The sequence below is a fragment of the Polyangium sp. y55x31 genome (assembly GCF_029946505.1).
In the GTDB taxonomy this organism is placed as follows: domain Bacteria; phylum Myxococcota_A; class Polyangia; order Polyangiales; family Polyangiaceae; genus Polyangium.
Window position 1 is genome coordinate 1 of record NZ_JARZHG010000062.1, and the last position, 13,402, is coordinate 13,402.

Annotated in this window: 15 protein-coding genes; 3 read left to right on the forward strand and 12 right to left on the reverse strand. The window is 67.8% G+C overall.

Annotated features, from left to right (window positions below; all coding sequences use genetic code 11):
• The first annotated feature begins 97 nt into the window (after positions 1–97).
• Complete coding sequence (accC, locus tag QHF84_RS48110; RefSeq protein WP_281320399.1) at positions 98–1,603, forward strand: acetyl-CoA carboxylase biotin carboxylase subunit; 1,506 nt, start codon at positions 98–100, stop codon at positions 1,601–1,603.
• 351 nt (positions 1,604–1,954) lie between these two features.
• Here accC and QHF84_RS48115 read toward each other — a convergent pair whose 3' ends face one another.
• From QHF84_RS48115 to QHF84_RS48125, 3 genes are all read right to left on the reverse strand, one after another.
• A complete protein-coding gene (locus QHF84_RS48115) occupies positions 1,955–2,449 on the reverse strand; it encodes a hypothetical protein (RefSeq protein ID WP_281320400.1) in 495 nt (164 codons plus the stop codon).
• 495 nt (positions 2,450–2,944) lie between these two features.
• Positions 2,945–3,658: an SDR family NAD(P)-dependent oxidoreductase gene (locus QHF84_RS48120; RefSeq protein WP_281320401.1), complete on the reverse strand. Its 714-nt coding sequence runs from the start codon at positions 3,656–3,658 to the stop codon at positions 2,945–2,947.
• Complete coding sequence (locus QHF84_RS48125; RefSeq protein WP_281320402.1) at positions 3,655–4,365, reverse strand: SDR family oxidoreductase; 711 nt, start codon at positions 4,363–4,365, stop codon at positions 3,655–3,657. Before QHF84_RS48125 ends, QHF84_RS48120 begins: the two co-directional genes overlap by 4 nt.
• A gap of 117 nt (positions 4,366–4,482) precedes the next feature.
• Here QHF84_RS48125 and QHF84_RS48130 point away from each other — a divergent pair, with 117 nt between their 5' ends.
• A complete protein-coding gene (locus tag QHF84_RS48130; RefSeq protein WP_281320403.1) occupies positions 4,483–4,908 on the forward strand; it encodes a hypothetical protein in 426 nt (141 codons plus the stop codon).
• Positions 4,909–4,932: 24 nt separating this feature from the next.
• Here QHF84_RS48130 and QHF84_RS48135 read toward each other — a convergent pair whose 3' ends face one another.
• From QHF84_RS48135 to bioB, 5 genes are all read right to left on the reverse strand, one after another.
• Positions 4,933–6,111 carry a fibrinogen-like YCDxxxxGGGW domain-containing protein gene (locus QHF84_RS48135; protein ID WP_281320404.1) on the reverse strand — a complete coding sequence of 393 codons (1,179 nt, stop codon included), beginning with the start codon at positions 6,109–6,111 and terminating at the stop codon, positions 4,933–4,935.
• A 125-nt stretch (positions 6,112–6,236) separates the two neighbouring features.
• The gene (locus QHF84_RS48140; protein ID WP_281320405.1) at positions 6,237–6,671 is read right to left on the reverse strand and encodes a hypothetical protein; all 435 of its coding nucleotides are present in this window, start codon (positions 6,669–6,671) and stop codon (positions 6,237–6,239) included.
• Positions 6,672–6,706: 35 nt separating this feature from the next.
• Positions 6,707–7,603: a GIY-YIG nuclease family protein gene (locus tag QHF84_RS48145; protein WP_281320406.1), complete on the reverse strand. Its 897-nt coding sequence runs from the start codon at positions 7,601–7,603 to the stop codon at positions 6,707–6,709.
• A complete protein-coding gene (locus QHF84_RS50350) occupies positions 7,600–8,022 on the reverse strand; it encodes a GFA family protein (RefSeq protein ID WP_348652943.1) in 423 nt (140 codons plus the stop codon). Before QHF84_RS50350 ends, QHF84_RS48145 begins: the two co-directional genes overlap by 4 nt.
• An 84-nt stretch (positions 8,023–8,106) precedes the next feature.
• A complete protein-coding gene (gene bioB, locus QHF84_RS48150; protein ID WP_281320407.1) occupies positions 8,107–9,117 on the reverse strand; it encodes a biotin synthase BioB in 1,011 nt (336 codons plus the stop codon).
• 136 nt (positions 9,118–9,253) lie between these two features.
• Here bioB and QHF84_RS48155 point away from each other — a divergent pair, with 136 nt between their 5' ends.
• Positions 9,254–10,165: a CBS domain-containing protein gene (locus tag QHF84_RS48155; protein ID WP_281320408.1), complete on the forward strand. Its 912-nt coding sequence runs from the start codon at positions 9,254–9,256 to the stop codon at positions 10,163–10,165.
• Here the strand turns inward: QHF84_RS48155 and QHF84_RS48160 are convergent.
• The 4 genes from QHF84_RS48160 to QHF84_RS48175 all read right to left on the reverse strand — a co-directional run bounded on the left by QHF84_RS48160 (position 10,162) and on the right by QHF84_RS48175 (position 13,310).
• Complete coding sequence (locus QHF84_RS48160; protein ID WP_281320409.1) at positions 10,162–11,217, reverse strand: PilT/PilU family type 4a pilus ATPase; 1,056 nt, start codon at positions 11,215–11,217, stop codon at positions 10,162–10,164. The genes QHF84_RS48155 and QHF84_RS48160 overlap by 4 nt on opposite strands.
• 37 nt (positions 11,218–11,254) lie before the next feature.
• Positions 11,255–11,548 carry a type II toxin-antitoxin system RelE/ParE family toxin gene (locus QHF84_RS48165; RefSeq protein ID WP_281320410.1) on the reverse strand — a complete coding sequence of 98 codons (294 nt, stop codon included), beginning with the start codon at positions 11,546–11,548 and terminating at the stop codon, positions 11,255–11,257.
• Positions 11,545–11,760 (reverse strand): addiction module protein, encoded by a 216-nt coding sequence (locus tag QHF84_RS48170; RefSeq protein ID WP_281320411.1) that lies wholly within the window; start codon positions 11,758–11,760, stop codon positions 11,545–11,547. Before QHF84_RS48170 ends, QHF84_RS48165 begins: the two co-directional genes overlap by 4 nt.
• An 89-nt stretch (positions 11,761–11,849) precedes the next feature.
• On the reverse strand, positions 11,850–13,310 hold the full coding sequence (locus tag QHF84_RS48175; protein ID WP_281320412.1) for a hypothetical protein: 1,461 nt from the start codon (positions 13,308–13,310) through the stop codon (positions 11,850–11,852).
• Positions 13,311–13,402: the final 92 nt, after the last annotated feature.

A 13,402-nucleotide genomic window follows, 5' to 3' on the forward strand; every position in this document is an offset into this window, starting at 1 on the left:
ACACCCCCTGCTCGGGCCCGGGGTGAAACCCCGGCGACACGCCCCCGGAGCCCCGAACCCCCACCCACCCGCCCCCGAGCCGTGCTACGTGGCCTCCGTGATCCGCAAGGTCCTCATCGCCAACCGCGGCGAGATCGCCGTCCGCATCATCCGCACGCTGCACGAGATGGGCATCGCCGCCGTCGCCGTCTACAGCGAAGCCGACCGCAAATCGCTCCACGTCAGGGTCGCCGACGAGGCCTACTGCATCGGCCCAGCCCCCGCGCGCGAGAGCTACCTGTCGATCGAGCGCGTCCTCGACGCCGCGCGCAAATCCGGCGCCGACGCGATCCATCCCGGCTACGGCTTCCTCTCGGAAAAGAGCGAGTTCGCGGAAGCCTGCGAGCGCGCCGGCATCACCTTCATCGGCCCCCCCTCCCGCGCCATGGCCGCGATGGGCTCGAAGACCGCCGCCCGCGCCAAGATGGCCGCCGCAGGCGTCCCGATCACGCCCGGCGGCGACGCCTCCACGGTCGAGGAAGCCCGCGCAACAGCCGAGCGCGTCGGCTACCCGGTGCTGATCAAGGCCGCGATGGGCGGCGGCGGCAAAGGCATGCGCCTCGTGCACAACGCCGACGAGATGGAGAGCGCCTTCGAGCGCGCGCAAAGCGAAGCCGCACGCGCCTTCGGAGATCCCACGGTCTACATCGAGAAGGCAATCCTCCGCCCGCGCCACGTGGAGATCCAGGTGATCGGTGATCGCCACGGCAACATGGTCCACCTCTTCGAGCGCGACTGCTCAATCCAGCGTCGCCACCAGAAAGTCGTCGAAGAGACCCCCTGCCCGGTCGCGACCCCCGAGCTCATCCGGCGCATGGGCGAGGTCGCAGTAAAAGGCGCACTCTCGGTCGGCTACTTCTCGGCCGGCACGTTCGAATTCCTGCTCGGCGAAGACGGGAGTTTCTACTTCCTCGAAATGAACACGCGCCTGCAAGTCGAGCACCCGATCACGGAGTGGATCACGGGTACGGACCTCGTCGCCGAGATGGTGCGCGTAGCCGCAGGCGAAAAACTCTCCTGGCGCCAGGAGGACATCGTGCGTCGAGGCGCCGCCATCGAGTGCCGCATCTACGCCGAAGACCCGATCGGCTTCCTGCCGAGCCCCGGCAAGATCGAAGCCCTACGCGTGCCCGCAGGCCCATGGGTGCGCGACGACGGCGGCTTCTACGAAGGCGCAACCGTGCCGAGCCACTACGACCCCCTCATCTCGAAGGTGAGCGTGTGGGGCCCCGACCGGAAGACCGCCATCCAGCGGATGCGCCGCGCCCTCTCCGAGTACGTGGTGACAGGCATCAAGACGAACATCGTCTTCCACGAGAAGCTACTCGCGCACCCCGCCTTCATCGAAGGCCGCTACACGACCGGCTTCATCGAAGAGAACAAAGAAGCGCTCCTCGGCTACTCGGACGTGCGCGAAGAAGACGAGGCCACGCTGGCCGCAGCCATCGCAGTCGCAGCCGCGCGCTCGGAGATGAAGGCGAAGCGCACGGAAGGACAAGCACTCGAAGATCGAGGGCGCCTCTCCCCGTGGGTGGAGCAGCACCGCGCCAGGGTGTTGCGGTAGGCTGCTGGCTGGCAGCGTAGCGCCGGGGTTTCACCCCGGGCCCGACCAGGGGTTGTCCACCCCTGGACCCGGACCAGGGCAAGCCCTGGACTCGGGGGGGAAAAACTGCGCTACGCGCAGTTTTTCCCACGGCCGGCGGCAAGACCAGAGACGGCGTTGCCAATCAAACGTCAGCGCGGCTGTCTTGGCTGGCAGGTTCGTCGCCGGCCTTGAATCGGCCTGTTCGCTGAACTGCGCATCGCGCAGTTCAGCGACCCCGAGTCCAGCGCTTGCGCTGGTCCGGGTGCAGGGGCGGACAGCCCCTGCTGGGGCCTGGGGCAACGCCCCAGCGATGCGGCCGATGCAAGGGGATCAGGCGGGGGAGGACGTGGTAGGCGCGTCGTCGTTCGCGCGCGCCTTCTCCTTGGTCGCGGCGGCCTTGAGGGCAGGCCCGGACTGGTAGGCGAGCATGGCCTCGAACGGAGCGAGGATCTCGGCCCCGTCGGGCGAACGCTCCGCGCGGCGGCGGATCTGCTGCGCCATCTCGCCGAGGCGCATGGCGATCTCGTGACCGCGTACGAGGCGCGTCTCGTGGAGGAGCTCGAGGAGCTTCTCCACGGCAGGCAGCACCTCGTCGATGCGCTGGACATCGGCCCACGGCGCGGCGATCTCCTGAATCTCGTCCGGATGAATGCCCGCGCGCTTGAGCGCGAGAGCCGACGCCGAGAGGACATTCGCGATGGCAACGGCATGCCCATCGCGGAGCTTGCTCAGACGGCTGATGGCATCGGGCGTGATGTCGACGAGCGTGAGGTCCGAGAGGTCGAGGACCTGATCATTCGGCTTGGGATGCTTGGGGTCGGCCACGTGAACACTCCTCCCCGAAGGCGGGGGGCATAAAGCGATACAGTCAGGCTGCATGATTGCAGCGCGTGTGTTGGACGAGGCCGTCGCTTCAAGGATAGAGGGCGAGCAAAAAGGCGACGGGGACGCATGCGCACGGGGACGAGCGCGAAGAGGCGGCGAGGCGACGTCGAGTCTTCAGAGACACGAGGGCGTGCCTCGGAGACGAGGAGGTCGTAGTCGCTGGGCGTCGGCGCCCATTGCAAGGCGAAGCCATCTCGCTCCGTCGGCAGACGCGCGAATCCGGGAAGAGCGACGAGGGCGTATCTGACGACCGACGACCTCATCGCAGGGCGTGACGAAGCCGTGCGGCTCGGACGCGAGGGCGAGGCAGGTTCGATGAACGGCGCATCGCGCAGTTCAGCGACCCCGAGTCCAGCGCTTGCGCAGGCCCCGGGTGCAGGGGCGGACAGCCCCTGCTGGGGCCTGGGGCAACGCCCCAGCGCGGCGCCTCAGGACCTACAGAAGGGCTCCACCATCAATGACGATGGCCTGCCCCGTGATACCGGCGGAATCTTCCCCGGCCAGGGTGAATGCCAGGCTTGCCACCTCGCGTGGCTCGATCATGCGGCCCAGGGGCACGCTTTTCGCGAGGGCTGCCTCGTCCAGATTGAGATCGCGCATGCGGCCTTCGGCCATGGCCGTGCGTGTCCAGCCGGGGCAAATGGCATTGACGGTGATGCGGCGCGGGGCGGCGTGCAGCGCGAGTGCCCGCGTGAAGCCGATCACGCCGTGTTTGGCTGCGACGTAGGCGGTTTGATCGGGCACGCCCTTGAGGCCCAGCACCGAGGCGATGTTGATGATTCGCCCACTCCCGTCGGGCAGGTGGGGAAGCACGTGTTTGCACAGGAGATAGGTGCCGTTCAGGTTCACCGCGAGGATCTGGTGCCAGAGCGCGTCGTCGGCCTCGGGGTCGAGCGAGTTTGGTCCGGCGAGGCCTGCGTTGTTCACCAGCACGTCGATACGGCCGAAGCGCGCGACGACGGCGCGTACGGTCTCTGCGACGGCGGCCGCGTCGCTGACGTCGCACAAATAGCCCTCTGCTGCGTGGGGTGATTCCACGCGGGAACGCGCGAGGGCTGCGACGGCAAAGCCACCTTCGTGGAATCGCTCGACGATGGCTGCGCCGATTCCCCTCGACGCGCCCGTGACGAGGGCGACCCGCGCGCTCATTGCGCCACCCCGCCGCCGTCGACCGGCATGACGACGCCCGTCATGAACGACGCCGCGTCCGAGGCGAGGAATGCGATGGCCCAGGCGATTTCGCTCGGCTCGGCGAAGCGGCCGAGCGGGACAGCGGCCTTGTAGACGTCGTTGCTCGTGACGTTCATTCGCTCGGAGAGCACGGCGAGCACCTGCCGCAGCATGGGGGTATCGGTGCTGCCGGGCGCGACGCAGTTGACGCGAATGCCGCGGGTTCCCCAGTCGAGGGCCGCGCTCTTCGTGAGCTGCGCGATGGCCGCCTTCGACGCGCCGTAAATGGAGCTGTCGCGCTTGCCGATGAAGGCCTGATCGCTCGCGTTGTTGACGATCGCGCCGCCGCCGTTCCGCAACATGATCGGAATCACCGATTGCATGAGCAGGAAGGGCGCCTTGAGATTCACGGTGAGCACGTCGTCGATGGCCTCGAGCGAGGTGTCCACGAGGTTGCCGAGGTGCGTGACGCCGGCATTGTTCACGAGAATGTCGATCCGCCCTTCGAGGGAGGCGACATGCTGCACGTGACCGTCGATGGCCTTGAGATCACGCAGGTCGACGTCGGGGAGGTCGAAGCCGTGAACACGCGCGCCTTGCTCCGTGAGCAAAGACGCCACGGCCTTGCCGATGCCGCTGCGATGTCCGGTGACGATGGCGACCTTGTCACGAAGTCCGGGTAACATGGAGGGGCAACGCGGTATCACGCGTGGAGATCCACGTCAATCGGGGTGCGAGGGGCGGCTTCTTCCACGTTTTGAGGAATTTCTGCGCTCGACACCCCACGCGAAGAGGAGATGGTCATGAGGCGGCCTACCCGATCCATCCGCGGATGTCGCGCATCCGTCTCGATCGTGATCCTGACTGCGTTCTTCGCCGCCGGCTGCGGGACCGTCGGTCGAACAGTCGGCGCCGGCCTCGCAGGAGCAGGCGTCGTCGCGACCGGGACCGGCGTCGTGCTGGCCGTCGGCTGCTCGAGCCCGGATCCAACGAATCCCGCGCTCGAACGGAGCGGCCAACCATGCCTGCCCGCGCAGACGTACGAGACGTACAAGCCCGCCATTCTCACGGGCATCGTGCTTGGCCTGATCCTGATCGGCGCCGGCGTCGCGGTCTACAGCGTATCCAGCCCGCCGCCCGCGACGAACGCACCGCCGCCGAGGCCGCCGCCTCCCCCGGAGCCCGAGGAATCGACGCCGGAGCAGGCGTGCAAGGCGTATTGCTTCTAGATTTGGCGTCTCGTCGGGCCTTCTTCAGCGCAGCGCGAAGCCGTAGACGGCCGTCTCTTGCAGGTACGACGTGCAAGCGGTGTCGTGCCAGACCTTCTTGCAGTAGTAATAAGCCGCGCCGCAAAGCTCGCCGGCCGTCGCATCCAGCATTCCTTCGGCCGGGCCGAGATCCGTATCGCATCCCCAGCCGACCGGGTTGCTCGACAGGGTGAAGCACATCGGGATGTTGGTGGTGGCCGCGTCGCAGTAATCGAGGCCATAGTAGCCCGTGCGGAAGTCCCAGCCCTCCGCCAATTCGATTCGCTTCGCCGGCTTGCCGAGGGTGCTCGTGTAGGTCGTCGTGTCCCAGACCGAGGGCTGCGCGAGCGCCCGCTGCGCCGCGCTCGGCTTGGTGAAGTTGTCGATGCGAATCTCGCTGAACGCGACGCCGGAGAGGTCGACCGAATATGCATTGGCGAGCACGTCCGCCACCGGGGCTCCGAACGTGTTGATGCCCGGCATCCGGGTGCCATTGCCGGTCTCCGTGACCGTGGAGAGGATGGCGCCGTAGGTCCATCCGCCGCCGTCGGTCACCATGTCGCAATAAACCTGGATCGGAGCGCCGGCCGGCTCGATGGTGTACACGCCGCTCGGCAAGCCGGGGTATTGCTGGAGCAGGGTCTTGCACGAGGACGACGACGCAGAGACGCATGCCCCCTGGATGCAAAGGCCCGAGGCCCCGCAGGACGTGCCGCATGCGCCGCAGTTCTGAGGGTTTCCCCCGAGATCGATCTCGCAGCCGTCCTGCGGGTCCAGGTTGCAATCCCCGAAGCCCGCGTCACACGCGGCCACCGTGCATTGCCCCGCTTCACAGCCTGCCATCCCGTGCAGAATGGCGCACACGGTCTCACAGGCCCCGCAATGAGCGGCATCGACCTGCGTGTCGACCTCGCATCCGTTCGCCGCATCTCCGTCGCAATCGGCATGGTTTGGCTGACATGCCACGCCGCCGCCGCCCTGCCCACCGCCGCCCTGCCCACCGCTGCCGCCCTGCCCGCCGCTGCCGCCCTGCCCACCGCTGCCGCCCTGCCCGCCCGCAGCGCCTTCGCCCCCCATGCCGCCCGCGCCGCCTTGCCCACCGGCTCCCGCTTGTCCCCCGCCTCCTTGCGTTGCGCCCGAGGAGTTGGTGCTCTCCTCGCCACTGCAAGCCGCGAGAAGGAACATACCGCCGACAACCAAACCGAATGCGCTCCGTCCCATGATGCCTCCGCCGCCGGGTTGGTGAGGATCCCTGGCAAACCGTGGGAGCATCGCCGGGTGCCTGCTTCGTGGCAAGCGGCTCGGGTCCGTCAAGCTTCCAGTTTGCCCGCTCCGGCCGTGCTCTCCGGCCCGCCCGGCGGGGGGAGCCGAACCGTCAGAGCTTCGATACGCGTAAGTGCCTTCGTGACCAGACGAGCCACGAGCGGCACGGAAATAGGACGGTTGAAGTAGAGGGCGAGTACATAAATGCCCGCGTAGGAGCGCCAATAGGACGGGCAGTCGTCGGACTCCCGGACGCGATCGAGCTTGCCACCTTTGGTAAGGGGAACAGGAAGCTCATCGAGAACGGCGCGAGCATCTTTCAATACCGCCGGCTGCCCGAGCTCGCCCAAGTAGAAGGCACGGCACCAGAGATGACCCCACGCATCGAAGACGATCGCGTTGGCTCCGTTCGCCGCCCGCGCCAGCTTGGCAAGCTCGTCCGAGAGTTCGCGCCATTCCGGGTTCGTGATGCCGAGCGTCATCTTCTCTCCGTCGAGCGGCCCGCAGCCGTGCCGCGTCAGGCCGTTGCCATTGCAACAGCGTCCTCCACCTCGCCGAGCGTCCGTCCGTCCTGGGCCTTCCAATCCTTGCGCCCGTTTCTGGACTGACCCGTGACGAATGAGGCAGCGTAGGAGGGCGAGCTGAACAGCATGTTCTTCTTCAGGACCGTGGTGGTGCCGTTGCTCGCGAGATCGCCGGTAGCTTTGGCAGTTTCCCAGAGCTCACGCACGGCGCCGGGCATACTGGCCCCCGGCGTGACAGCAACCTCGGATCCTTCGAGGAGCAAGAACCCTTCATCCACCAACCGTCCCCGGGCATTGTAGGACTTGCCGCTCATGGAGAGGAGCACGACTGACATCGGGGGTGGCGTGGCTCGAGGATCTTTGGTTGCACCTGAAGAAGTATCTTCGATCGGCTCCAGCACCGGGTATCCAAGCGTCCCAAGGACGAGGCGCAGGTACTCGAGGTACTCCTCCATCGCAGCGAGGTCGGCGCGAGGCAGGGTGGGTACGGAAGATCCGTCGACGTTCTCCACCTGGAAGCGGCGGGCTGCATTGGCCTGCTGGATCAGGCGAGCCTCCAAGAACTTCACATGTGACTTCGTGAGGTTCTCGTCCTTGCTGGAGAACACGACGAGCTCATTCCAGAACTCCTTCTCCCTCAGGTGCGCTTTCAACCGGACGAGGACATTCTCCGCCTCACCGATGTACGTGGTGCCCGCGCTCGATCCCGTGGGTCGCGAGAGCAGAAAGTAGACGCCTGGTCTGGACACCTCTGCCCAATGTTGGAGCTCCGAAAACCGAGCGCGCGGGCAGGCAATGGCTTGCCCGGTCCAGTTCACGATTTCGGCGTGGCGGATACCGGTCGGAACTCCATCGGCCAGGAAAATTCGGACACTCTTTCCGTGTGTCATGGCATGGGCTCGGGCCGCGGATCCTGGGGAGGAAACGCCTCGTACTGAGGGGCATCTCCCCCAATGTGATCCCAAGGCGCCTTCGACCCGACGAAGATGTGCATCTCGATCTGAACCCCGGGATCGCCATCCACGCTGCCCAGCGTCACGCCGTGCACCTTCTCCCCGGACGTGCCGCACAGCGTGCTTCCACAGGTCCGGCAGAAGCACAGACCCCATCCGGGCGTCGTTTCATAGAAGGTGAGATTGTCCTCACCGCTGAGCCACGAGAATGAACCCGGCACGACTTCGGCATACGCGGACCCCGTCCCGCTGAATGCTTTTCGGCATCGAGAGCAGTGGCAACTGCGCCCGGGTCCAAGTGGGGCATCGATCTGGTATCGAACCTTCCCGCAGAAGCAACCCCCCGTTAACGGCATCCTCTTCTCCTATCGATTCGGCTCCGAGACCGGCCAGCCCGCGTGCCCGCCCAAAAGCCTTGACACGCGGACCCCTGCCCTACCTCACTCCTCCGCCGCCGCCTCGACCCCGAGCGCAGGCTTCCGCGCCGTGAGCCCCGCGTCCCGGATGAGCGCCGTGTCCTCGTCCGTCTCCGGGTTCGGCGTCGTGAGCAGCCGGTCGCCGTAGAAGATCGAGTTCGCTCCCACATACAGGCACATCATCTGCGCCTCGCGCGACAGGTCCGTTCGGCCGGCCGACAGACGCACCATGCTCTTCGGGAACACGATCCGCGCCGTCGCGATCATCCGGATGAACTCCACCGGATCGAGCGGCGGCAGGCTCTCGAGCGGCGTGCCCGGCACCCGCACGAGCGCGTTGATCGGCACGCTCTCCGGATGCGGCTGAAGGCGCGCGAGCTCCACCAGCATCGCCGCACGATCCCGCACCGTCTCGCCCATCCCGATGATCCCGCCCGAGCACACCGTGATCCCCGCCTTGCGCACGTTGCGCAGGGTCACGAGCCGCTCGTCGTACGTGCGCGTCGAGATGATCGAACGGTAGTGCTCGCGCGACGTGTCGAGGTTGTGGTTGTACGCGTCGAGCCCCGCGTCCTTGAGCTTCTTCGCCTGCTCCTCGGTGAGCATGCCGAGCGTCACGCACGCTTCGAGGCCACGCTCCTTGACGCCGCGCACCATCGCGAGCACCCGGTCGAACGCCGGGCCGTCCTTCACCTCGCGCCACGCCGCGCCCATGCAGAAGCGCGTCGAGCCCGCCGCCTTCGCGCGGTCGGCCGCTTCGAGCACCCCGTCGACGTCGAGCATCTTCTCGGGCGACGTGCTCGTGTCGTGGTGCGACGACTGCGGGCAGTAGGCGCAATCCTCGGGGCAGCCGCCCGTCTTCACGCTGAGCAGCGTGCAGAGCTGCACCTCCCCATCGACGTGGTGCGCCCGGTGCACACCACGCGCGCGGTCCATCAAAACGAAAAGCGGCAGGTCGTGGATCGCGACGACCTCGTCCACGGTCCAGTCGTGGCGGATGGGGTTGGGGGCGGCAAAGGGGTGAGCCTCGGTCATGGCCGGCCGGTGTAGCCGACAAAGGCCCGCGCGAAAAGCCTCTGCCCCGCCCCGCTCGAGCGCGCCCCCCCGCGCGGCCAGGTCCTGGCACCGATCTGGCACCTTCTTCCCGGACAAAAACGCAGAGGAGTGCCCCATGTCCCTCGATCGATACCGTCGCCCCCGGTTGATCGTCCTCCACCCCCGCTCGACCACCTACGAGGCCGCCCGCGCCATGGCCGACAACCACGTCGGCGCTGTCCTCGTCGTCGAGGATCAGCGCCTCGTCGGCATCGCGACCGACCGCGACCTCGCCCTCGACGTCGTGGCCGCCGGCCTCGACCCGCGCACGACGTTCCTGCGCGACGTCATGAGCGACGAGGTCACCCCCGTGGACATCGACGACACGATCGAAGACGTCGCGCGCGTCATGCGCGAGCACGCCTGCCGCCGCGTCCCCGTGCTCGAAGAGGGCCGGCCGGTCGGCATCGTCTCGCTCGACGATCTCTTGATCGAGCGCGCCGTCGACCTCGAGACCGTCCGCGCGATCATCACCGCGCAGCTCGAGGTCGCCGCGCGCTTCAAGCCGGCCGGCGCGACGAGCCCCGCGGGCGTGACGCCGGGCCGCGGCGGCGAGCGTGCTCGCCAGCGCCGCGCTGCGCGCGCGGAAAACACCTACGGGCGCCTCCTGCACGCCTGCATGCGGCAGACGGGCCTCGCCAAGCGCGAGCAGGCCGAGCGGGCGCTGCTCATCGTCCTCGGCAACCTCTGCAGCCGCCTCACCGAGGACGAGGCGCAGCACCTGCTCGCGCAGCTCCCGTCGAAGCTCGTCCCGCAGCTCGACGCGACGATCGGCGGCTCGAACAAGAGCATCACGCCGGACACGATCGAAGCCGAGCTCCGCCGCGCGCTCCAGCTCTCACCCGAGGCCGCGACGGACGTGCTCTACGCGACGTGCGAGGTCATCGCCGACAGCGTATCCGCGGGCGAGATCGAGGACGTGCGCTCGGAGCTGCCGGCCGCGATGAAGGACCTCTTCCCGCCGATGCCGTATCGCCGCGCCGGCTAGAACTGTGTAGCGGCGCGCGCGACGTCCGCGTCGACGAGCCCTTCGGCGACGAGGCGCTCGATGTGCATCGCGAACGTCTGCATGCCGTAGGGCGTCACGCCCTTTTCCATCAGCTCGCGCAGCGAGGGGTTACCCTCCGGTCGCTTGATCGCGCCGCGCACCGTGCCCGTCGCGACGAGCACCTCCGACGCGAGCACGAGCCCGCCGCCTTCACGCCGCGGCAAGAGGCGCTGCGCCACGATCCCCTGCAGACACTCGCTGAGCCGGTCGCGCGTTTCCTGCGGTATCGGGCTCATCGACAGGAGCCGCCCCACCGTGCGGCCGACGTCGGGCGTGTGCAGCGACGAGAGCACGAGGTGCCCGGTCTCGGCGGCTTGCAGCGCGACGTCCATCGTCGCCGCGTCGCGGATCTCGCCGATGAGCAGCACGTTCGGATCCTGCCGGAGCGCCGCGCGCACGCCCGACGCGAACGACTCCGTGTCGCTGCCGACCTCGCGCTGGCTCACGGTCGCGCGGCCGCCCGTGTGGACGAACTCGACCGGGTCCTCGATGGTGACCACGTGCTTCGGGTACGTCTCGACGATGTGCGCGAGCATCGACGCGAGCGTCGTGGTCTTGCCTTGCCCCGCGGCGCCGACGACCAGCACGAGCCCGCGGCTCTTGTCGGCCAGCGCGCGCGCCGCGGGCGGCACGCCGAGCACCTCGAACGCAGGGATTTTCGAAGGGATCACGCGCATGACGAGGGAGATCGTCCCGCGCTGCAGGTAGACGTGGACGCGGAAGCGCCCGAGGCTTTCGACCTCGTAGGAGACATCGACCTCGCGGAGCGATCCGAGCGTTCCGAGGACCGAGGGCCGCCGGGCGAGGACGAGCCGGGCGACGGCCTCGGTGTCTTCGGGCTGGAGAGGCTCGGCGCGGAAGTAGACGATGTCCCCGTGAACCCGGGCCCCGGGCGGCTGCCCCACGCGCAGGTGGATGTCGCTCGCCTGGGCGGCTTGGGCCTTGGCCAGGATCTGGTGGAGGAAGGCCTCGCTTGCGTAGGGGGTCGTCACGGGGGCGTCACGGTAACGCAAGTCGGGCGGGCTGGGCTCACCCGCGTCGTTTCCACCCCCGCGGGTGACGACGCCCGTGGATCACGCCGACGATCACCACGGTATCGGGCAGGACGCGGTAGAAAAGGGCATACGGGAACCGGTCGACGAGCACGCGGCGCAGATCGCGGTACTGCGTCGGAAAGACCATCGGCGTCTCCCGGATGCGCCGGACGGCTTCGTCGAGCCGGTCGCGGAATACCAGGCCGAGGCCACGCTGCTGCTCCTCGTACCAGCGGAACGTCTCCAGCGCTTCCGCGCGCGCCTCGGGCCGAAAAACGATGCGCTTCACGGCTCGGAGCTCACCATCTCGGCACGGATGTCGTCCCAGTCGACGCCCGTGGGGCCGTCCCGATCGAGACGCTCGAGCCGGCGATCGAGCTCGGCGCAGACTTCTGCGGACGGCGGAAGCTCGTCGGGCGACAAGCTCCGCCAGAGGTCGTCGATGAGGGCGAGCTTCTCGTCGGCCGTGAGCCGGGAGATGTCGAGCGGCAACTTACCCATGGGGACAAACCTGCACGACTCCGTTCCGTTGCGCCAGTGATTCGTCGCCGCGCTGCTCGTTTCGAGTGGGCCTGTCTGCCCCCTCCCGCTCAGCTTTCCCGCACCTTCCGCCGCCTCCGCCAAAGCATCACCATCCCCGCGAGGAGCCCGCCCATCCACGCCGCGCCCGTCGTTCGTCCGGGACCCATCGAGCACGTAATGCCGGCGGCGTTCTCCTCGACGCTCACCGCGTCCGCGTCCGCCTGCGCGTCCGCCCCCGCTTCCGTTTCCGCCTCCGCTCCCGCCTCTTCCCTCACGCCCCCGAGCCCTGCCCCCTCGTACGCGCCGATATCTATCGCCCCTGCCATCACCCGACCGAGCAGCCCCGCGTCCGTCACGACCTTCTTTGCCGGCGGCACGAACAGCGGCGTCGCGAGCGGCGACGGGAATGGATACCCTGCCGGGCTCGCCGGCGCGGCCGCGCCCACGTCCCGGAGCGGGCTATCCGCCGCCGGGCGCAGGTCGAACGCCGCGAGGTCCGCGAATTTCGGATTGCTCCCCTGGATCGTCCCCTGCCATTGCGACGGCACCGTGCTCCCCTGCGGTACCCAGTTGTTCTGGCCCCCGATCACGGCTTTACCTGCCGCCCATTCCACCTCGGTGAGCTTCAAGATCGAGACCGCGCCTCCCCCGACCCGATAAAACGCGTTGTTGTGCATCTCGATGCTCTCGATGCCCCAGAAAACCTCCACCACCGGCTTCACGTTCTGCGCGAGGAGGAACGTGTTGTTCACGAAGCGGTATCGCCCGTTCGTCGACCCGCCCGTCGCGTCGCTCCCGATCCGCACCGTGTAAAACGTCCCCGTCTTGCGGAAGACGTTCCCCACGATGTCGCCGTCCTCGCGCGCCACGTCCTCGGCCTCGCCGTCCGGCGCCACGAGCTCGAGCTCCCGGTAATAAGCACCCTCGATCCAGTTGTAATAAATCTCGTTCCGCTCGGCCCGGCTCTTCACCGCATGCCCGCCGAGGCCGTCGTGCACGAAGCAATGCTGCATCCGGAACACGGCGCCGGGATGGTTGATCTCGTCCGTGTCCATGTAAATGGGGTGGCGCTTGTCGCCGGCGCCCGCCTTGTAGACCTCAACGTACTCGAGCGTCAGCGAGCCGGAGCCGTCCATCGCGCCGAGGATGCCGTGCGAGGGGCAATCGTGGACCGCCGTGTCCCGGATCGTGATGTCGTGCCCGCGGTGAAAGACACATCGCGAGCTGCCCCCCACCACCTCGAATCCTTCGATCACGTAATGGTCGGCCCCGACCTCGAGCGTGTTCGTCCCGCCCGAGAGCACCGGGCGCTTGCCGGCCGCCCGCACGCCCCGGATCGTGATCTTGTTCGAATCCGTGCCCGATTTCGTGAGCTTGACGTCGCCCGCGTACGTCGCGTTTCCGGAGACCTCCACCACGTCGCCCGCCTGGAGCAACGAAGCCACCGCTTTCAGGCTCGCATAAGGTTTGCCCGGCCCGACCTCATATGTCGTGGCAAACGCGCTCGACGATAAGAAAAGCGTCGCCACGAAAACCCCCGTCACGGCCCCACGGTGAATGGTCGATCCGTTTACCATGAACCGAGCTTCGCCCGACAAACGCGGTTCACTCAAGCATTACC